Source organism: Azonexus hydrophilus (assembly GCF_001956855.1).
GTDB classification, from domain to species: domain Bacteria; phylum Pseudomonadota; class Gammaproteobacteria; order Burkholderiales; family Rhodocyclaceae; genus Azonexus; species Azonexus hydrophilus_A.
Genome location: NZ_MTHD01000003.1, coordinates 509,237 through 528,664, shown reverse-complemented (window position 1 = coordinate 528,664; position 19,428 = coordinate 509,237). Strand labels below are relative to the sequence as shown.

Below are 19,428 nucleotides of genomic sequence, written 5' to 3'. Positions count from 1 at the left end.
CCATTTCCGCGCTGAACCACCGCTTCGGCTACCAGCGCGTGCTCGAGGATATCGCGCTGAATGTCGGCGAAGGCGAGGCGGTAGCGCTGGTCGGCCCGTCCGGCTGCGGCAAGACGACCCTGCTCAACCTCGCCGCCGGCCTGCTGACGCCGTGGGAAGGCACGATCGCCAGCAGCTTCGCGCGGCCGGCGATGATGTTCCAGCAACCGCGCCTGCTGCCGTGGAAGCGTACGCTCGCCAACATCGGTCTCGGCCTCAAGGCACGTGGCGTCGGCCGTGCCGAGCGCGACCGCCAGGCGGCCGGGCTGGCCGCGCGCATGGGCCTGACCGCCGACGATCTGGCGAAATTTCCCGGCGCCCTCTCCGGCGGCATGCAGAGCCGCGCCGCCCTGGCCCGCGCCTTCGCCGTCGGCCCCGACCTGCTACTGCTCGATGAAGCCTTTTCGGCCCTCGACATCGGCCTGAAGAGCGAGCTCTACAGGCTGCTCGCCGGCGAGCGCGCGGCGCACGGCAGCGCCGTGCTGATGATCACCCACGATCTGATGGAGGCCGTCCGCCTGGCCGACCGCATCCTGGTGATGAGTGGCAGCCCCGGCCGGATCGTCGCCGAGCACCGGGTCGATACCCCGGTCGCCGCCCGCGACGAAGCCTGGGTCTTCGCCCGCACCGCCGAGTTCATCCGCTGGCCGGAGATCCGCGCCGCCTTCGCGCTGCCGCCGCTGGAGGGCGCATGAAAATCGACCGTTTCTGGCCGTCGACCGCAAACTTGTGGCTGTGCGCCTTCCGCTCCTTCTTTCTGCTCACCGCCGGCCACGCCGTCGTTGCCATGGCCTGGTGGTTGGGCGCGCTGGCCGGCCTGCTGCCGCTGCCCGAACTGCCCGGCGGCGCCATCGTCTGGCACGCCCACGAGATGCTCTTCGGCTTCGCCGGCGCCTCGATCGCCGGCTTCCTGCTGACCGCGATCATCGAATTCACCGGCACGCCGGCGGTCGACCGTAAAACCGTGCAGCTATTGCTTGGCCTGTGGGCCGGCGGCCGTCTCTGCTACCTGCTCGCCGGCTGGCTCGGCGTGCTGCCGGCGGCTGTCTGCGACCTCGCCTTCCTGGCCCTGCTGACCGCCCGCATCGCCGGTCCGCTGTGGCGCCAGCCGAGCCGCCGCCACCTGGCGTTTTTTCATGCCCTGACGGCGTTGACCGCAATCCACGCCGGCTTCTACCTGGCGCTGTGGCGCGGCGGCGACGCGATGGCCTGGCTGCTGCTCGGCGTCGGCCTGATGATGATCCTCATCGTCATCGCCCTGTCGCGCATCTCGATGCGCCTGGTCAACGACGTGCTCGAACGCCAGGGCGGCATCGCCGCGCCCTACCTGGCACGGCCGCCACGGCGCAATCTGGCGATGTTCGCCATCGGCCTGTTCTCGGCCGCCGAATTCTTCCTGCCCGGCAACGCCGTCGCCGGCTGGCTGGCGCTCGCCGCTGCTGCGGCCCTGCTCAACCTGCTCAACGACTGGCACGTCGGCCGGGCGCTGTGGCAGCGCTGGGTGCTCATTCCCTACCTGGTGTACTGGGCGATGGCGCTCGGTTACGCGCTGATCGGCCTCGGCATGCTCGCCGGCAGCAACTGGAACAGCGCCGGCCACCACCTGCTGCTGGCCGGGGCGATGGCGCTGTCCATCCTGATCGTGATGAGCGTCGCCGGCCGCCTGCACAGCGGCCACGGCCTCGACCACCGCCGCTGGCTGCCTTCTGCCGCCGCACTGCTGCTCGGCGCCGCCCTGCTGCGCGCCGCCGCCAGCCTGCCCGCCTTCGCTGGCGCCTACCTGCCGCTGCTGCACAGCGCGGCGACGCTGTGGCTGGTCGCCTGGAGCCTCTACCTCGCCTGTTCCTGGCGCGGGCTCACCGGCCCGCGACCGGATGGCGGAAAGGGCTGCGACGAGGCTGCTTGACAACCCATAACGCTTAAACAATAATAATTCTCGTTTAAGCAAGCCAGCCAGAAACCCGGCAAGCCAGCTCAGCCTTCTCCAAGGAGTCCCAGCATGCCCGGTTTCCCTTTTCATGTCGCTGGCGGCAGCTTCAACCCGACCCGCCAGCCGCTGCAGTTGTTTGAATCCATGCTGAACAACGCCCCGCGGGCGCTTGCACCAACGCCACAACCTTCCCGACGGCGCAAGCTGTGGGAGGTTTCGCACAAGTTCCACTGCCCGATCATCGGCACCTGTTTCGACGTTGCCGAGCTGCGGGCGCTGATGAAGAAAGTCATGCACTTCACGCATGACACCACCGATTTCGTACTGCACACCACGGCGGTGGGCGCCTGCGAATCTCGCGGTCAACTCTCCGAATTACTGCAAAAGCAGCTGGAAAAACGCTTCCACCAGACCATCCGCCGCTTTGCGGCCGCCAAGGACACGAGCGCCCTGCAGGCCCTGTGGCAGGAAGCCACTAGCAGCGGCAGCGAAATCCCGGCGGCACTCTGGGCCACCTGGAGTCACCCGGCCTGCGACAGTACGCTCGAGCACGCCGTTTATGGCGACATTCACATGATCCAGCACCAGATCGGCACCGGTACACGGGCGGATCTCCGGACATTGAAGGCCTTGAAGGACGAAAACCGCGAACTGCGCCAGCAACTGGACAAGGCACGCCAGGAAAACGAGTCGCTGCGTGCTGAAAAATCATCCGAAACGCAGGCGCTGGGTCAGCGCATCATCGACCTGCGCGCCGAACTGGCCGGTCGCGATGCCTGCATCGCTTCGCTCACCGGGCAAGTCGACCAGCTGCGAGCCAGCCTGCCCGATCTGAAGGACCGGCAGAATCTGTCACGGCGCGCCAACGACGCCGAAGCACGGTGCACAGCCTTGAGTGCCCAGGCGGAAAACCAGGAAACGGAAATCTGGCATCTCCGGCAGCGCCTGCGCCATGCCGAAGAAACCATCAACCAGATCATCGCCCAGGAGAATCCGGAGGAGGGCAACCCGCTCGCCACTACCTGCCCGGCCGAAACGCTATCCGGCAAATCGGTCCTCTGCGTTGGCGGCCGGGCCAGCGCCATCGACGGCTATCGCCAGCTGGTCGAGCAGTCCGGCGGACGCTTCCTGCATCACGACGGCGGCCTGGAGGAAAGCCTGCACCGCATCGACGGCGTGCTGGCCAGCGCCGACCTGGTCATTTGCCAGGCTGGTTGCATAAGTCACAACGCCTATTGGCGGGTCAAGGAGCAGTGCAAACGTACCGGCAAACGCTGCCTGTTCGTACGCAACGCCGGCATATCGAGCTTCAGCCGCGTCGTCAGCGAAGCCTGTGCGCTTGATGAATAAACGCCAATGCGAATGTTGTTGACAATGGTTCTCGTTTAGATACAATCCAATCCGTCCTCGTCAGCAAGACATGAAAATGAACAGCCAGCCCAAACCCGTTCCGCCCGCCAGCCCTACGCCAGCAGCCGGCAACCTGCCCCGGATGGGGAGCGAACAGATACTGCGCGGCGCCAATACCGTCGAAATCGAGCACGCGGGCCAGCGTTATCTGCTGCGTGTCACCCGTGAAAACAAGCTGATCCTGACCAAGTAAGTTTCTCTCCGTTGTAAAACTTTTTCCCGTAGCCAGCGCGCCAGTCGCCAGCAAGCCAAGGGTTTTTTCGGCGAGCACGGGATTTACCTGAAAATCGCCATGAGCTACACACTTTCCCGCCCCTCAACCAGCCAGCGCAGCAGTCTGCTGGGTATCGTGGTCGGTCTGCATGTTGGCGTTTTCCTGCTGATCATGGCGGCCAAGACCATCGCACCGCAGATCATGGAAATGCCGCTGATCGTCGATCTGCTGCCAGCCCCGGAAATCGAGAGCGAGCCGGAAGCCAAGCCGCTGCCGGTGGCCAAACCAGAACCGATCAAGCAGAAGCCGGTCCCGGTGCCGAAGGCCCCGGCGCCCGTCCTCGAAACCACCAACAGCGAAGCACCAGCCGAAAATGCCCCGGTCGCCCCACCGCAGGTCGCCGAACCGACCCCGCCGGCACCGGCAGCCCCGGCGATCAGCCAGGCCCGTTTCGACGCCGATTACCTGCGTAACCCGCCGCCCCCCTATCCGCCGCTGTCGCGCCGGATGGGCGAGGAAGGCAAGGTCGTCCTGCGCGTTTCCGTCAATCCGCAGGGCACGGCAGATGCCATCGAGGTCCGCACATCGTCCGGCAGCAACCGTCTCGACGAGTCGGCGCTGAAGACCGTGCGCAACTGGAAATTCATACCAGCCAAACGCGGCGACGTCGCCGTCCAGAGCTGGGTCCTGGTCCCCATCATTTTCAAATTGGAGCAATAGCATGCAGGAAACCACGCAAGAAAACGCCTTCGGTATCGCCCACCTGTGGGCCCAGGGAGACACTGTCTCGCACACCGTCGCCATCCTGATCGTCGTCATGTCGATCGCCAGCTGGTACCTGATCCTGGCCAAGGCCTGGGATTGGTGGCGTCTGCGCAAGGCGGCCAAGGCCGTTGGCGCCTTCTGGGCCGCCGGCAGCGTCGCCGAAGGCATCGACAAGCTGCGCGATGCCGGCGAAGACAGCCCCTACGCCCAGCTGGCCACTCAGGCCAACTGCTGCAACCATGACTGCGAAACGGTGACCGGCCGCCTGGCTTCCCATTTCGACCCGTCCGAGCAGATGGAACGGGCGCTGCGCCAGCAACTGTCGACGACTCAAGCCGGCATGGAAGACGGTCTGACCTTCCTCGCCACGACCGGCGCCACCGCGCCGTTCGTCGGCCTGTTCGGTACCGTCTGGGGCATCTACCACGCACTGGTCGCCATCGGCATGACCGGCCAGGCGGCGCTGGAGAAGATCGCCGGTCCGGTTGGCGAAGCCCTGATCATGACTGCCGCCGGCCTCGCCGTCGCGCTGCCGGCGGTCTTCGCCTACAACACCTTCACCCGCGTCAATCGCGTCATCCTGGCCGACCTCGATGCCTTCGCCCACGACCTGCACGCCTTCTTCACGGTCGGCAAGCCGATGGTCGCCAACAGCGCCCAGATCCACCCGATGCGCGCCCGCGCTGCCGCGGAGGCTGTCTGACATGGCGATGGGCAGCTTCAACGGCACCGGCAGCCAGATGCCGACAGCCGAGATCAACATGACGCCGCTGGTCGACGTCATGCTGGTCCTGCTGATCATCTTCATGATCACCGCGCCGCTGATGACGCACTCGGTCAAGGTCGATCTGCCACGGGCATCGAGCACACCGACACCGGAAAAGCCGATGACGTTGCAGGTTTCGATCACTGCCGACAACAAGGTCTTCGTCGGCAGTGATCCGGTCGATGCGGTGACGCTGGAAAGCCGTTTCCGCGACGCCGTCAGCCAGGATGCCAACGTCGAACTGCACCTCAAGGCCGACCGCGACAGCCGCTACGAGAGCGTCGCCGAGACCATGAGCACAGCACGCCGGGCGGGGATCGGCAAGATCGGCTTCGTCACCCAGCCAGGCGACAAGTAGTAAGCAGCAGCAAACAAAAAAAACAAAATCAGGGAGTTCAGCATGCAGCATTTCGATCCAAAGCCGCTCAGCCTGGCGGTCCTGCTGGCCTTCGCCGGGCCGGCGCTGGCCGACAAGCAACTCGGCGAAATCACCGTCAGCTCGGGCAAGAGCGTTGGCGCCAGGCCGGTTTTGCGCGACGAAATCATCGCCACCGAATCGCTCGGCGCGCGCGAGTTGGAAAAGACCGGCGCAACGATGCTGACCGAAGCTCTCGACAAACGCCCGGGCATCTCGGTGCAGACCGAGTGCTCGATCTGCAACGTGCGCAATGTCGTGCTGAACAACCTGCCTGGCCGCTACACGACGCTGCTGATCGACGGCATTCCGATCTTCTCGTCGGTATCCACCGCCTACGGCCTAGACAGCGTCAGCCTCGGCGGCGTCGAGCGCATCGATATCTCGCGCGGCGCCGGCACCAGCCTGATTGCCCCGGAAGCCCTGGCCGGTTCGGTCAACATGGTGACCCGCCGCCCCATCAAGGATGAACTGCTGATCAACCAGCAGTTCGGCTCGTTCGGCCACATCAATACCGACCTGTTCGGCGCCAAAACCTTTGCCGGCGGCGCGTTGACCGCAAACTTCAACCACAACGCGCACGATTCGGTTGATGCCGACGGCAACAAGGTTTCCGAATACACCGGCTTCAAGCGCAATCTCGGCGGCATCGGCTACTTCATCGACGACGTCGGCGGTTTCAGCATCAAGGGCCGCCTCGATATCGTGGACGAAAAGCGCATGGGCGGCGCCATGGGCGACAACTACTCGAAGGTCAAGGGCGACGAAACCGGCAATCCCTTCAACTGGAGCAAGGGTAAAAACGGTTCGCCCAGCGCTGCCGGCTGGGTTGCCGTTGATGGCCCTGACGGCATCGCCGGCAACGGCGACGATGGCAGCATCGTGCCCTACAACGACGGCCTCGGCGGCATGTCGGAAATCATCTTCACCGACCGCCAGCAATTCGTTTCCAGCGCCACGCGCAAGCTCGGCGACGGCACGCTGCGCTTTGCCGTCGGTCTGGCCAGACACAAGCAGGATTCCTACTACGAACACGCGATCTACAAGGCCGAACAGACCCAGTACTACCTGGAAACCAGCACCCAGCAACCGCTCGGCGCAACGCTGGTGACTGCCGGCCTGACCTACCGCTACGAGGATCTGAAAAGCAAGGGGGCGATGGCCAACGGCACCTCGAACGATGGCATCGACAACTACAAGTACCGCACCCCGGGCGTCTTCCTGCAGGCCTATCACGCTTTTCTGGACGGCCTTGTTGAAGTCAACGGCTCGGTCCGCCACGATGATCACAACGTCTTCGGCGGCATCACCAGCCCGCGCCTGAACGTGCTGTGGAACCACAGCCACGAACTGAACAGCCGCTTCGCCGTCGGTCGCGGCTTCCGTGCGCCGACCTCGTTCTTCGAGCAGGACCACGGCATTCTCGACACCTCGCGCATCGTCCGCGAGATCAAGGAAGCCGAAATTTCCGACAACGCCTCGTACGCGCTGTCCTATGCCGGCGACCGGCTGGCCTGGGTCGGCTCGCTGAACTACAACCGCATCAGAAACATGGCGCTGCTCGATTCCGGCGCCACCGACCCGATCACCGGCGCGGCGATCACGCGCTTCACCTCGGCCAGAAAGCCGGTCACCGTCATCGGCGCCGACATCACGCTGACCTACAAGCTGACACCGCAACTGGAAACCACGGTGGCGGCCGAACACTACAAATATCGCTTCTCCGAAGCGGGAACCCTGGCCTTCGCCCGGCCGGAAACCCGCGCCTATCTGCGCCTCGATTACGAAAGCGGACCTTGGACCGGCATGGCGCGCGGCACCTGGACCGGCCCGATGGATCTGAAGAAGTTCTACGACTACGCCAACACGCCGCGCTACAACTTCGACGGCACGCCGAAGATGGACAAGAGCCCGTCCTACTGGACCGTCGACATGCGCGGCGAATACCGCATCAACAAGCAGTGGGGCCTCTACCTGGGCGTGGACAACCTGTTCGATTTCAAGCAGTCGGACAAGGAAAGCATGCTCTGGGTTGATGGTGCCGGCAATTACGACGTCACGCAGATCTGGGGGCCGAACCGCGGCCGCTTCATCTACGGCGGCGTGAAGTTCGCTTTGTGATGACCGCCGGGGGGCTCAAGCTCTTTCTGCTCCTCGCACTGGCGGCCGAGCCGGGTTTTGCGGTCGACCGCCCGTCGACCGCAAAAACGCCGCTCGACTTCGAGCTTTCGAACGGTCAGCAATTCGTCAAGCTGTCGTCGCTGCCGAGCATGCCCACCGTCGTCAATTTCTGGCGCGCCGACTGCCCGCCGTGCGTCCGCGAAATGCCAGAACTCGCCGCCCTCGCCCGCAATGGCAAGGCGCGCGTCATCACCGTAGCCTTGCAACGCCCGAGCGAAACCGCCGCCGCACCGGCGGAAATCCAGGCCGCCTTGCAGCCGCCGCTGCTGTCCTTGCACGGCCCGGGCGACCCGCGCGGGCTGCTGGCCCGTTTCGGCAACCGCGCCGGCGCCCTGCCCCACACCGTCATTCTCGATACCGGACGCCGCGCCTGCACGCAACGTACCGGTGAAATCAACCGTCACTGGCTGGCTGCCTCGCTGGCCAGTTGCGACCAGCCCTGAATCCCGGGAGCCTCATGAACGCCAACACCACCACCGCCAACGCCGTCCTGCTGGTCGGCCATCCGAACGTCGGCAAGTCCGTACTGTTCCACCGGCTGACCGGTGCCTACGTCAACGTCTCCAACTACCCCGGCACGACTGTCGAAGTCACCCGCGCCAGCGCCCGCTTCGATCCGCAGGCGGCGCTGCTCGACACCCCGGGTGTGCTCGCGCTGCCATCGCGCAGCGACGACGAGCGGGCGACGATGCGCGCCCTGCTCAATGAATCCAGCCGTTGCCTGGTTCAGGTCGGCGACGCCAAGAATTTGCGCCGTACCTTGACGTTGACCGCACTGCTGGCCGAGCTCGGTGTGCCGATGGTGCTGGCGCTGAACATGCATGACGAAGCCACCGCCCGTGGCGTCACCGTCGATATCCCGGCACTGGCGAAACAACTGGCGATCCCGGTGCTGGCCACCGTCGCCACCGGCGGCGAAGGCATTGGCGAACTGACCGGCAGCCTGACCAGGGCCGCCATCGCCGACCGCCTGCTGCGCTACGACCCGGCGATCGAAACTGCCATCGAAACCGTCGCTGGCGCCATCAATGAAACCGCCCCGCATCCGGTGCTCGCCGCGCGCGGTTTGGCAATCCTCTATCTCGGCCAGGACAGCGAAGTCGAAGCCTGGTTGAAAGAGCATGCCGGCGAGCATTACGCCTGTCTCGACACCCTGCGCCGCGCTGCCAGCGAACGCGCCGAAGGCGATCTGCCGGCCCTGCTCGCCCGCGAGCGTACCGAAGCCGCCGACGCGCTGGCGACCAGCGTCACCCGTCGCGCTGTCAAGAGCAGTCCGCTGCTGTCACAACGTATCGGCCAGGCCGTGGTGCACCCGCTGTGGGGCATTCCCATCCTGCTCGCCGTGCTCTATGCGGTGTACCAGTTCGTTGGCGTCTTCGGCGCGACGACACTGGTCGGCCTGCTTGAAGAAGACTTGTTCGAAGGCATCCTGAACCCGGGCTTCACGGCGCTGGTCGAAGGCTGGTTCGGGGCCTCGTGGATCAGCGAAATGCTGGTCGGCGACTACGGCCTGTGGACGATGGGCATGACCTACGCCCTGGCACTGATCCTGCCGATCGTCACCACCTTCTTCATCGCCTTCGGCATTCTCGAGGATTCCGGCTACCTGCCGCGCCTGTCGGTGATCGCCAACCGGATGTTCGCGATGATCGGCCTCAACGGCCGCGCCGTGCTGCCGATGGTGCTCGGTCTCGGCTGCGTGACGATGGCGACGCTGACCACGCGCATCCTGCACTCGCCACGCGAACGCGTCATCACCATCTTCCTGCTCGCCCTCGCCATTCCCTGCTCGGCCCAGCTCGGCGTCGTCCTCGGCATGCTCGGCGGCGTTTCCTTCACCGCCGTGCTGATCTGGGCCCTGGCCATGGTCGGCGTCCTGCTGCTGGCCGGCTTCCTCGCCGCCAAGCTGATTCCCGGCCGGCGCATCCCGCTGGTCACCGAACTGCCGCCGATGCGCCTGCCGATCGTCGGCAACGTCGTCAAGAAAACCACCGGGCGGCTCAAGTGGTACCTGATCGAAGTCATTCCGCTGTTCCTGATCGGCACCTTCCTGATGTTCGCGCTCGACAAGATCGGCGTCCTGCCGGCCATCATCGAAGCCGGCGAACCGCTGGTCAGCGGCTGGCTCGGCCTGCCCAAGGAAGCCTCGGCGGCCTTCGTCATGGGCTTTTTGCGCCGCGATTTCGGCGCCACCGGCCTGTTCGCCATGGCCGATGTCCTCGATCCGATCCAGGCCATCGTTGGCATGATCACCATCACCCTGTTCATCCCCTGCTTCGCCAGCTTGCTGATGATGGTCAAGGAACAGGGTGCAAAGATCGCCATCGCCATGGTTGCCGTCATCGTCCCCTTCGCCTTCTTCATCGGCGGCCTGTTCAACCTCGCCCTGCGCGCCATCTGGTAAGACGACCATGAGCCCCAATCACGACGCCCGCCTCCCCCTTGCCTTCATCGCCCCCGGCACGGAAGTCCGCCTGGCCGGACTGGGCGAGGAAATCGACGCCCTCCAGCGCGAACAACTGACCGCCTACGGCCTCGCCGAATCACGCCCGATCAAGGTGCTGCAGCAAAAACCGATGACCGTGATCCTCGCCGAGGAAGTCGAACTCGCGCTCGAACACGCAGTCGCCCGGCACATCTGGGTCGTCAGCTGAAGCTCTGACACCGCCACGATGTCTCTCGCCGCCAGTCCGGACCCGCTGCATGAACTGTACGCCAGCCATCACGGCTGGCTGATCGGCTGGCTGCGGCGCAAGCTCGGCTGCCCGGAGCACGCGGCCGACGTGGCCCAGGACACCTTCCTCCGCCTGATCGGCTCGCGCGACGTTCTGGCGGGGATCTGCGAGCCACGCGCCTACCTGAGCACCACCGCCAAGCGGCTGATCATCGACCGCGCCCGCCGGCAAGCCATCGAGCAAGCCTATCTGGCGGAACTGGCGGCGCTCGCCGACCCGCTCACCGGCTTTCCGTCACCGGAAGAAACACTGATCGCCGTCGAGGCGCTGACCCACATCGCCGCTGCACTCGAGAACGTCCCGGCCAAGGCCGGCGAAGCCTTTCTGCTGCATTACCTGGACGGACTGACGCACGCCGAAATCGGGGAACGTCTCGGCGTCGGTCCGCGCATGGTGCGCAAATACCTGGTGCAATGCCTGCTGGCCTGCGCCCCGGCCGAACCGGCATGAACAGCCGCCTGCCGGCCACCCCGGAAACGCTGGCCGAACAGGCCGCCGACTGGATCGTCCGGCTGAGCGCCGACGATCCCGGCGAACGGCAACAGGCCGAAGCCGGCTACCGCGCCTGGAAACAGGCCGACCCACGCCATGCCGCTGCCGCCGCCCATCTCGAAAGCCTGCTTGGCCGCCTTGACGACATCCGCAGTCGTGGCACCCAGGGCCCAGCCCGCCAGGCCATCCACAGCGCCCGGCCACGGCGGCCACCGCCACGCCTCGCCACCGCCCTCGCACTGGCCGCCGCCCTGCTGCTGCCCGGCTGGATCGCCCTGCAATCGGCGCCGGCCGACATCCTGTTCGCCGATCTGCAAACCGGCAGCGGCGAATGGATCGCCAGAACGCTGGCGGACGGCAGCCAGCTGTCGCTGAACAGCAATTCTGCGGTCGACCTCGAATTCGATGCAAAAACCAGAACCGTTGACCTGCTGCGCGGCGAAATCCTCGTCGATGTCGCCCGCGACAGCAGTCGCCCCTTTGTCGTCAGTACCGCACACGGCAACATCCGCGCGCTCGGCACCCGCTTCCTGGTCAGCCGGCAGGACGATGCGACCGTGCTCAGCATGATCGAATCCCGGGTCGAAGTCCGCATCGATGGCCAGGAGCAAGCCGTCGTAGTCGAAGCCGGCCAGAGCCTGCGCTTTGGCCCGGGTAGCGAAAACAGCCTGGCCGCGATTGACGGCGAGATGCTGGAAACCGCCTGGCAGCAGCACCAGCTGGTCGTCCGCGACCGCCCGCTGGCCGCAGTCCTCGACCAACTCGCCCGCCACCGGCCCGGCCTGATCCGCTACGACCGCAGCGCAATCGCCAAGCTGCACGTCTCGGCAGTACTGCCACTGAACGACACCGACCGTTCGCTGCAACTGCTCGCCAACAACTTCCCCGAGTTGCGCATCCGGACGCTGACGCCCTACCTCGTCATCGTCGATCACGAAAAAAATCGCTGATTTTTTGTTCCGGCAGTTCCGCTTTCGCAAGCTCATCCGTCAATACCCATGAAAGACGAGATTGGGTAGCCAAGCCAAATCCGCAGCACATGCGCCAGCCAGTTCCGGTACTCGTCCCTGCCCGCAAGGGCTCGCCAACCCCAATGGAACCTGACGATGATCAACCTGCCGACCGCGACGACCCGCCCCAGCCGCCTGCGCACCCGCCTCAAGCCGCTGGTTTTCCTGACCCACATGGCGTTGACCGCAAGCCTCGCCGGCGCACTGCCAACGCTGGCCCACGCTCAGACCAGCCGCCATTACGACATCCCGGCCGGCCCGCTCGATACGACGCTCAACCGCTTTGCTGTTCAAGCCGGTGTACCACTTGTCATTGATGCAGAAAAACTCAAGGATTTACGCAGCGAAGGCATCAAGGGCAACTACGCGATCGACGACGGCTTCACCACCCTGCTGCGCAACACCGGCTACGGCGTCGCCCGCACGCCCTCCGGCTACATCCTGGTGGCGTTGCCAAAGAACGTCGACGCCAGCGGCAACACCGGAGAAACACAACTGGCGCCGGTGCTGGTGGTCGAACAGCATGAGCCGATGGGAACCACAGTTGTCGACCGGAAAACCATCGAAGCCATGCCTGTTGGCAACGGCGACATCACCAGCCTGCTCAAGATTCATCCGAACGTGCAATTCAACAACACCCAATTGAGCAGCAAGACCCCCGGAGAAATTTCTCCCGCCGACATCAGCATCAACGGCGCCCAGTACTATCAGAACGCCTTCATCATGGACGGCGCCAACATCAACAACGATATCGATCCCGGCGAACGCACCGAAGCCCGGATCAACTCGCTGTCTGACGTACCCGGCCAGAGCCAGGGGCTGGCACTGGACACCGACCTGCTGGAGAGCATCACCGTCTACGACAGCAACGTGCCCGCCGCTTACGGCCGATTCAACGGCGGCGTCATCGAAGCCACGACGCGCAAGGCAAGCAAGGAACTGCACGGAAAACTCTCTTACCAGACCACCCGTTCATCCTGGACCCGCTATCACATCGCCGAACAACAGGCGGAAAATTTCGAGAACTCGTCTTCCCACTACGATCAGCCGGAATTCGACAAGACCATCATCCGCGGCACTGTCGAAGGACACCTGACGGAGAACTTCGGCCTGCTCGCCAATTTCAGCCAGAAACACTCGACGATCCCGACCAGTTTCTATTCCTCTGCCAATGCTGCTATTGGCCAGCAAAAACGCGACCAGGAACGTTCGATCGACAACTACTTCATCAAGGCCAACTGGAAACCGATCAGCCGTCTTGATCTGGAATCGAGCGTCACCTATGCGCCAGAGAACAATACCTACTGGCGAGGCAACATCGCGAACTCCGCTTTCGAAACCCAGACCGGTGGCACCCAACTTAATTTCAAGGCACGCTGGGATGGTGACCTGGCCAAGGTTGAGCACAACCTTTCCTGGAGCAAGCTCGACCAGTCACGTGATTCCGACTACGACGATTACTACGCTTGGCGGCGCTCGACCAGCAAAAGCTGGGGAACTTCGGCAGCCAGCAGTCTTGAAGGTGGCTACGGCGATGTCGAACAGGAGCAGAACACCTGGCAGTACCGTATCAACACCGACTGGAAATCGTTTTCCCTGCTCGATAGCGAACATCGCCTGCAAACCGGTGTTGAACTCTCGTCCCAATATGTTCGCTACGAGCGCCTGACCGAAAACAGCACCTACACGACGCCGGCATCGACCGCAACCTGTACCAATGCCGGTGGCGTCACCGTAGACGCCTGCGCGATGGGCACCACCGAAACTGGCAGCTGGCCAGGACAGATCATGACCCGGCGCACCCGGTTCACCACCGGCGACTTCGACTTCACCACAACCCAATGGGCAGCCTGGCTCCAGGATACGATCGAGATCGGCCGCTGGAACCTGCGTCCTGGTGTACGCGTCGATAGCGACAACTACATGAACAAAACGACCTGGGCACCGCGCTTTGCCCTCCAGTACGATCTGTTTGCCGACAGGAGCACCGTTTTCAACGCCGGGGCAAACCGTTACTACGGCCGCAACATCACTAGTTGGCGCCTGCGTGAGGGGCGCAACCGGCTACGCTACAACAGCGAGCAACGCAACACGGTCAACAGCACATGGACCGTCGGCACCCAGGCGACCAATCTGGTCAAGTTCAACGAACTTGACATTCCATACGACGACGAGTTGATGCTGGGCATCGAACAACGCTGGCAGAACTTAAAGTTCGACTTGAAATACGTCAAGCGCAAGGGCCGCGATCAGGTAGTGGAAGTCACCGGCACGATCATCGGCCAGCCCTCGACCGACCCGACGCTTTCCAACACCTACACGACCTTCACCAATGCTGGAAAAAGCGATGCCGAAATCGTCTCACTGACGGTTTCACCGCTCAGCAAGCTGCGCTGGCTGGGCACGGAAACTACCGGTCAACTAGTTTTCGACTGGAACGAAAGCAAGCATAACGCACCTTCGTACATCAGCGCGGACACTGACCTGTATATCACCAATCCCTACATCCAGTACGACGGCAAGGTCATTCCTTACTCGAGCCGTCCGGCCGACAATTACAACCGTCCATGGACCTTGCGCCTTTCCAGCATCACGAAAATTCCGCAATGGAACATGACGTGGACCAATTTCCTGCGTTACCGCGCAGCCTACTCGAAAATCGCCCAGGCCAAGCCGGCCACCACCTCGGGCGTTTATCACAACGGCCAGCAGATCGCCGTCTGGGAAAAGCGCAAGTTCAACAACGCGCTGACCTGGGACCTGCGCCTCGGCTGGGAATTCCCGACCACCCGCAATCAGGCCTTCTTCGTCAACCTCGATGTCTTCAACGTCCTCAACAAGGCTTCGGTTGCCGACACCAGCAGCGTTACCGACAGCGGAGTCCCGACGTACGAAGTCGGTCGCCAGTACTGGATCGAGGTTGGCTATCGCTTCTGATTTTTTTCGTCCCGATACACGCCGGCTGAACCGCCGGCGCCTTCATTCTTGAACGCCATGAGAAAACTCTTCCCCCTGATCCTCCTCAGTCTGCCGCTTCTCACCTTTGCCGCTAGCGACTGTCGCCAACTACTCGACGGCCGCGATCCTACCTGCCTGCGTCAGGCCTACGCCCGGCCGCTCGCCCAATGGCCGGCGCCGCAGGTCGAAGGTCAGGTCGCCTGGCAGGAAATGGCTTCGGTCAAGACGCCCGACCTGCCGGCAACGCTGCCCTACCCGCTGGTGAAGCTCGGCATCCGGCTGTTCTTCGATCCGGCACTGTCGGATTCGGGCAAGATTGCCTGCGCTTCCTGTCATCGTCCCGAACACGCCTACGCCGACACCCTGGCGGTCACGCCAGGTCACGACGGACGCAAGGGCAAGCGCAACGCACCGGCGCTGGTGGGTGCCGCTCATTCGAGCAGCCTGTTCTGGGATGGCCGCTCACCCAGCCTTGAGCACCAGGCGCTCGGGCCGATCGCCGACCCGGCCGAGATGGCGATGGACCTCAAGCGCTTGCCGGCCAAGCTGGCGGCGATTCCCGGTTATGCCGAGGACTTCGCCGCGGCGTGGGGCGATCGCGAGGTGACGCTGGAGCGCATCCAGGCGACGCTCGCCGCCTACCAGCGCACGCTGGTCGCCGAGCGCACCGCCTTCGATGCCTTCCTCGACGGCGACAGCAAGGCGCTGGATGACAAGCAACTGCTCGGCCTGCACCTGTTCCGCACCAAGGCCCGCTGCATGACCTGCCACTCCGGGCCGGCCTTGAATGACAACGAATTCCACAATCTCGGCCTGACCTATTTCGGGCGCAAGTACGAGGATCTCGGCCGCTACAACGTCACCGGCAACAACGAGGATGTGGGCAAATTCAAGACCCCGACACTGCGCAACGTCTCGCGCAGCGGCCCGTGGATGCACAACGGCCTGTTCCGCTCGCTGCGCGGCATCGTCAACATCTATAACGCCGGCATGTTCCATCCGAAACCGGCCAACGAGGCACAAGCGAAGGACCCACGCTTCCCGGTCACGTCGCCGCTGATCAAGCCGCTCAAACTGGACGAGCGCGAGATGCAGGCGCTCGAAGCCTTCCTGAAGGTACTGTAATGCGCCGGCTCGCCCTCCTCACCATCGCCCTCGCCGCACTGCCGGTGCTGGCCGCCGCCACGCCCTGGCAGCCCGAAGCCAGTGCCGGCGGCTTCTCGTCGTACCGGCTGGACAACGGCTTTCGCCTGATCCTGGCGCCCTTTCCCGACGCCGCAACGACGCGCATCGAACTGCTGGTCAAGACCGGCAGCAAGCATGAGGGCTACGGCGAAACCGGCATGGCGCATCTGCTCGAACACATGCTGTTCAAGGGCGCCGGCCGGCACCCGGACCTCAAGCAGGCGCTGACGGCGCTGGGCGCGACCTGGAACGGCACGACCAACAGCGACCGCACCAACTATTTCGAGACCGTGCGCGCCGACCCCGACAAGGTCGACGCGGCGATCCGCATCGAGGCCGACCGCTTCCTGCGCCCGAGCTTCAGCGCCGCCGACCTGGCCAGCGAGATGACCGTCGTGCGCAACGAACTCGAACGCAACGACAACAATCCCGGCAGCCTGGTTGCCCGCGCGCTGCAACGCCAAAGTTTCTTCTGGCATGGCTACGGGCGGCCGACGATCGGCGCCCGCAGCGACATCGAAAATGCGCCGTTCACCGCGCTGCAGGCTTTTCACCGTCGCCACTACCGGCCCGACAACGCGGTCCTGATCGTCACCGGCAAGTTCGACGCACCGCGCGTCCTGGAACTTTCCGGTCAACTGTTCGCCGCGGCCAAAAACCCGCCCGGCCCACCACCGGCCACATGGACCCGCGAAGACGCCGAACGCCTGCGCCAGCGCGCCGAGATTTACCGCGAAAGCGGCAGCACCGTCGCCGCCGCGGCCTGGCTGCTGCCCGGCACCACCAACCGCCAGACGCTGGCCGTCGACCTGGCGCTGCCGGCGCTATGCGCCGACAGCTGGGGCAGCCTGCGGCGGACGCTGGTCGACGAGAAGCGCCTGGCGCTCGGTGTCTCCTGCGCCGTCCAGGACCGCCCTGAGTACTCGCTGCTGGTGGCCACCGCCAGCCACGACAAGGATGCCGATGCGGCAACGCTGGCCAGCGCGCTGCGCGATGCCATCGATCGCTTCGCCAACGCCGGCATCGACGCCACCCAGCTTGAGCGGATACGGCAGAACCGACTGCGCCAGTTCGACCGCGCCCGTCTTTCACCCGAGGCAAGCGCCAACCGCCTCTCGGCCGCCGAGGTTGCCGGCGACTGGCGGCTGTTCTTCGTCGAGCGCGACCTGATTGCCGAACTGACGCTGGCCGAGATCAACGCCGCGCTGCGCCAATGGATCGCCGGCGTCGTACCGGCCGAAGTCCTGCTCCACCACGGCCAGGCGCCGCGCATGCCGGAACCGCCGGCACCGGCAAATCCATCAGCGCTGGTCGGTGATCGTGACTGGCCGGTCCCGATGGCGAAAATCGACCCTTTACCGCAGTCGACCGCAGAACTCGCCGCCGCCACCATCGAGGTGACGCTCGCCGATCCGTCGGCCAAGGCCGCACTGATTTCGCGGCGCACTCAGGACGGCATGGCCTGGCTGGTCATCGCCAACGATTTCGGCGACGTCGATGCGCTGCGCGGCCGGCTGACGGCTTGCCGAATCGCCGGCAGTCTGTTCGCCGAAGGCGGCGGCGGCATCAACCGCACACAACTGACACGCCAGCTCGAAGCGCTGCAAGCCCGCGCCAGCCACAGCCTGGGTCGGATCAGCCTGCGCGCACCGGCAGAAAACCTGGGCGCCGCGCTCGAATTGCTGCTCACGGTGCGCCGCGCCCCGACCCTGTCGGCTGCGGAATTCGAGCGGATCAAAGCCAGCGCCATCGCCGGTATCGAAGCGGCCGAAGGCCAGCCGAGCCAGCTGGCCGTCAGCCAGGCCGCGCTACGCTTTGACAACTACCCGCCCGAGCACCCGTCCCGACCGCGGCCGCTGGCAGAACAACTGGCCGAACTGCGCGCCGTCACACTCGACGACGTGCGCCGCTGCATCGCCGATTTCGGCGGCCGTTCGTCGCTGCGCATTGCCGCTGTCGGCGACCTCGGTGAGGACGATTTACGCGGCTTCTGGCAGGCGCTGCAGACCTTGCCGAAAACAGAGCTGCCCTACCGGCGGATCGCTCATCCGGATGCGCCGGCACAGGTCGACACCAGCGACATCGTCGTCGCGCTGCCGAAATTCCCGAATGCCGACGTTGTCGGCCAGGCGCTGTTGCCGATCCGCAACGATGCCGACGATTACCTGCCGCTGGCGCTCGCCGTACGCCTGCTCGGCGGCGACGCCAGCAGCCGCATCCGGCTGCGCCTGCGCGAACAGGAAGGGCTGGCCTACAGCGCCGGCGCCTCGCTGTCTGCCAGCAGTCTCGATAGCCGCGCCCGCCTCTCGATCAGTGCCAGCGTCGCCAGCGGGCAAGCCGAGCGGGCGCGCGACATGCTGCGTGAGGAACTGGCGAAGGCGCTGGCCGGCGGCTTCAGCACGCAGGAAGTCAGCGCGGGTATCGCCAACTGGCTGGAAGAACGGCGCAAGACGACTCTGGCAGAATCCTTCTACGCCGAGCGCCTCACATTGACGCTGCTGACCGGCCAAAGCTACGCCTGGGAAGCCGAACGCGACCAGCACATCGAACGACTCGACGTGGACCAGGTCAATGCCGCACTGCGTCGCCACCTTGGCGACGCACAGATAGTCTGGGCCATCGGCAAAGGGGAGTGATATCCCCTGCTGGCTCAAGGTAATACCGCGCATCTACGTGTCACACACCGACAACACAAATGAGAACGGTTCGTAATTCATTGTTATCAAAGAACTTTTCTGGAACAACGCTGGAAATCAACGGTCTGACCCCCTACAATCGGGACCGAGGCAAGCCAGCCGAGGTTCGCCAGCCAGCCATTCCCAACTTTCCGGAGAAATGCCATGAAGGGCGACAAGAAAATCATCGACATCCTCAACGATCTGCTCACCGGCGAACTGACCGCCGTTGACCAGTACCTGATCCATGGTGAGATGTATGCCGACATGGGCCTCAACGAACTGGCCCAGAAATCGATCCACGAATCCGACCACGAACGCCAACATGCGCGCGCACTGATCCAGCGCATCCTGTTCCTCGAAGGCAAGCCGGACCTGTCGAAGCGCGAAGCACTGAAGATCGGCAAGACCGTACCGGACATGCTGAAATCCGACCTGGCCGTTGAATACAAAGTCGATGGCGACCTCAAGAAGGCCATTGCCGCCTGCGAGAAGGCCCAGGATTACGTGACCCGCGACATGCTCTGTGTCCAGCTCGACGATACCGAAATGGACCACGCCTACTTCCTCGAAAAGCAGCTCCGCCTGATCGACCTGGTCGGCCTGCAAAACTACCTGCAGAGCCAGATGGGCTCTGGCAGCCCGGCCTGAGG

At 64.4% G+C, this 19,428-nt stretch carries 17 protein-coding genes; all 17 read left to right on the top strand.

Annotated elements, in window-relative coordinates; all coding sequences use genetic code 11:
• Window positions 1-38: 38 nt before the first annotated feature.
• The 17 genes from BJN45_RS11225 to bfr all read left to right on the top strand — a co-directional run bounded on the left by BJN45_RS11225 (window position 39) and on the right by bfr (window position 19,426).
• Window positions 39-734, top strand: coding sequence for an ABC transporter ATP-binding protein (locus tag BJN45_RS11225; RefSeq protein ID WP_240494551.1), 696 nt, complete (start codon window positions 39-41; stop codon window positions 732-734).
• Window positions 731-1,945, top strand: a complete 1,215-nt coding sequence (locus BJN45_RS11220; protein ID WP_076095187.1) for an NnrS family protein — start codon at window positions 731-733, stop codon at window positions 1,943-1,945. The genes BJN45_RS11225 and BJN45_RS11220 overlap by 4 nt, the downstream gene beginning before the upstream one ends.
• A gap of 93 nt (window positions 1,946-2,038) precedes the next feature.
• On the top strand, window positions 2,039-3,319 hold the full coding sequence (locus BJN45_RS18055) for a DUF2325 domain-containing protein (protein ID WP_083651217.1): 1,281 nt from the start codon (window positions 2,039-2,041) through the stop codon (window positions 3,317-3,319).
• 76 nt (window positions 3,320-3,395) lie between these two features.
• Window positions 3,396-3,572, top strand: a complete 177-nt coding sequence (hemP, locus tag BJN45_RS11210) for a hemin uptake protein HemP (protein ID WP_076095315.1) — start codon at window positions 3,396-3,398, stop codon at window positions 3,570-3,572.
• Between the two features lie 99 nt (window positions 3,573-3,671).
• The gene (locus BJN45_RS11205) at window positions 3,672-4,313 is read left to right on the top strand and encodes an energy transducer TonB (protein ID WP_076095185.1); all 642 of its coding nucleotides are present in this window, start codon (window positions 3,672-3,674) and stop codon (window positions 4,311-4,313) included.
• Between the two features lies 1 nt (window position 4,314).
• On the top strand, window positions 4,315-5,061 hold the full coding sequence (locus BJN45_RS11200; RefSeq protein WP_076095184.1) for a MotA/TolQ/ExbB proton channel family protein: 747 nt from the start codon (window positions 4,315-4,317) through the stop codon (window positions 5,059-5,061).
• 1 nt (window position 5,062) lies between these two features.
• Window positions 5,063-5,482: an ExbD/TolR family protein gene (locus tag BJN45_RS11195; RefSeq protein ID WP_076095182.1), complete on the top strand. Its 420-nt coding sequence runs from the start codon at window positions 5,063-5,065 to the stop codon at window positions 5,480-5,482.
• Between the two features lie 42 nt (window positions 5,483-5,524).
• Window positions 5,525-7,660, top strand: coding sequence for a TonB-dependent receptor plug domain-containing protein (locus BJN45_RS11190; protein WP_076095180.1), 2,136 nt, complete (start codon window positions 5,525-5,527; stop codon window positions 7,658-7,660).
• Window positions 7,660-8,163 (top strand): TlpA family protein disulfide reductase, encoded by a 504-nt coding sequence (locus BJN45_RS11185; protein ID WP_076095178.1) that lies wholly within the window; start codon window positions 7,660-7,662, stop codon window positions 8,161-8,163. The genes BJN45_RS11190 and BJN45_RS11185 overlap by 1 nt, the downstream gene beginning before the upstream one ends.
• Before the next feature lie 14 nt (window positions 8,164-8,177).
• Window positions 8,178-10,124 carry a ferrous iron transport protein B gene (gene feoB / locus BJN45_RS11180; protein ID WP_076095176.1) on the top strand — a complete coding sequence of 649 codons (1,947 nt, stop codon included), beginning with the start codon at window positions 8,178-8,180 and terminating at the stop codon, window positions 10,122-10,124.
• A gap of 7 nt (window positions 10,125-10,131) precedes the next feature.
• A complete protein-coding gene (locus BJN45_RS11175; RefSeq protein ID WP_076095174.1) occupies window positions 10,132-10,374 on the top strand; it encodes a FeoA family protein in 243 nt (80 codons plus the stop codon).
• 18 nt (window positions 10,375-10,392) lie between these two features.
• Window positions 10,393-10,905, top strand: coding sequence for a sigma-70 family RNA polymerase sigma factor (locus tag BJN45_RS11170; protein ID WP_076095172.1), 513 nt, complete (start codon window positions 10,393-10,395; stop codon window positions 10,903-10,905).
• Window positions 10,902-11,897 (top strand): FecR family protein, encoded by a 996-nt coding sequence (locus tag BJN45_RS11165; protein WP_076095170.1) that lies wholly within the window; start codon window positions 10,902-10,904, stop codon window positions 11,895-11,897. The genes BJN45_RS11170 and BJN45_RS11165 overlap by 4 nt, the downstream gene beginning before the upstream one ends.
• A gap of 156 nt (window positions 11,898-12,053) precedes the next feature.
• Entirely contained in the window at window positions 12,054-14,894 is a 2,841-nt protein-coding gene (locus BJN45_RS11160) for a TonB-dependent receptor (protein ID WP_170873076.1), read from the top strand.
• 57 nt (window positions 14,895-14,951) lie between these two features.
• A complete protein-coding gene (locus tag BJN45_RS11155) occupies window positions 14,952-16,040 on the top strand; it encodes a cytochrome-c peroxidase (protein WP_076095168.1) in 1,089 nt (362 codons plus the stop codon).
• Complete coding sequence (locus tag BJN45_RS11150; protein ID WP_076095166.1) at window positions 16,040-18,736, top strand: M16 family metallopeptidase; 2,697 nt, start codon at window positions 16,040-16,042, stop codon at window positions 18,734-18,736. Before BJN45_RS11155 ends, BJN45_RS11150 begins: the two co-directional genes overlap by 1 nt.
• A 204-nt stretch (window positions 18,737-18,940) precedes the next feature.
• The gene (gene bfr, locus BJN45_RS11145) at window positions 18,941-19,426 is read left to right on the top strand and encodes a bacterioferritin (RefSeq protein WP_076095164.1); all 486 of its coding nucleotides are present in this window, start codon (window positions 18,941-18,943) and stop codon (window positions 19,424-19,426) included.
• The last annotated feature ends 2 nt before the right edge of the window (window positions 19,427-19,428 follow it).

Excerpts from the sequence above, each read along its gene's own strand:
- BJN45_RS11170 (WP_076095172.1), top strand. The coding sequence starts at position 10,393 with ATGTCTCTCGCCGCCAGTCCGGACCCGCTGCATGAACTGTACGCCAGC.
- BJN45_RS11220 (WP_076095187.1), top strand. The coding sequence starts at position 731 with ATGAAAATCGACCGTTTCTGGCCGTCGACCGCAAACTTGTGGCTGTGC.
- BJN45_RS11195 (WP_076095182.1), top strand. The coding sequence starts at position 5,063 with ATGGCGATGGGCAGCTTCAACGGCACCGGCAGCCAGATGCCGACAGCC.
- BJN45_RS11185 (WP_076095178.1), top strand. The coding sequence starts at position 7,660 with ATGACCGCCGGGGGGCTCAAGCTCTTTCTGCTCCTCGCACTGGCGGCC.
- BJN45_RS11150 (WP_076095166.1), top strand. The coding sequence starts at position 16,040 with ATGCGCCGGCTCGCCCTCCTCACCATCGCCCTCGCCGCACTGCCGGTG.
- BJN45_RS11175 (WP_076095174.1), top strand. The coding sequence starts at position 10,132 with ATGAGCCCCAATCACGACGCCCGCCTCCCCCTTGCCTTCATCGCCCCC.
- hemP (WP_076095315.1), top strand. The coding sequence starts at position 3,396 with ATGAACAGCCAGCCCAAACCCGTTCCGCCCGCCAGCCCTACGCCAGCA.
- BJN45_RS11190 (WP_076095180.1), top strand. The coding sequence starts at position 5,525 with ATGCAGCATTTCGATCCAAAGCCGCTCAGCCTGGCGGTCCTGCTGGCC.
- BJN45_RS11205 (WP_076095185.1), top strand. The coding sequence starts at position 3,672 with ATGAGCTACACACTTTCCCGCCCCTCAACCAGCCAGCGCAGCAGTCTG.
- BJN45_RS11165 (WP_076095170.1), top strand. The coding sequence starts at position 10,902 with ATGAACAGCCGCCTGCCGGCCACCCCGGAAACGCTGGCCGAACAGGCC.
- BJN45_RS11155 (WP_076095168.1), top strand. The coding sequence starts at position 14,952 with ATGAGAAAACTCTTCCCCCTGATCCTCCTCAGTCTGCCGCTTCTCACC.
- BJN45_RS11160 (WP_170873076.1), top strand. The coding sequence starts at position 12,054 with ATGATCAACCTGCCGACCGCGACGACCCGCCCCAGCCGCCTGCGCACC.
- BJN45_RS11200 (WP_076095184.1), top strand. The coding sequence starts at position 4,315 with ATGCAGGAAACCACGCAAGAAAACGCCTTCGGTATCGCCCACCTGTGG.
- BJN45_RS18055 (WP_083651217.1), top strand. The coding sequence starts at position 2,039 with ATGCCCGGTTTCCCTTTTCATGTCGCTGGCGGCAGCTTCAACCCGACC.
- feoB (WP_076095176.1), top strand. The coding sequence starts at position 8,178 with ATGAACGCCAACACCACCACCGCCAACGCCGTCCTGCTGGTCGGCCAT.
- bfr (WP_076095164.1), top strand. The coding sequence starts at position 18,941 with ATGAAGGGCGACAAGAAAATCATCGACATCCTCAACGATCTGCTCACC.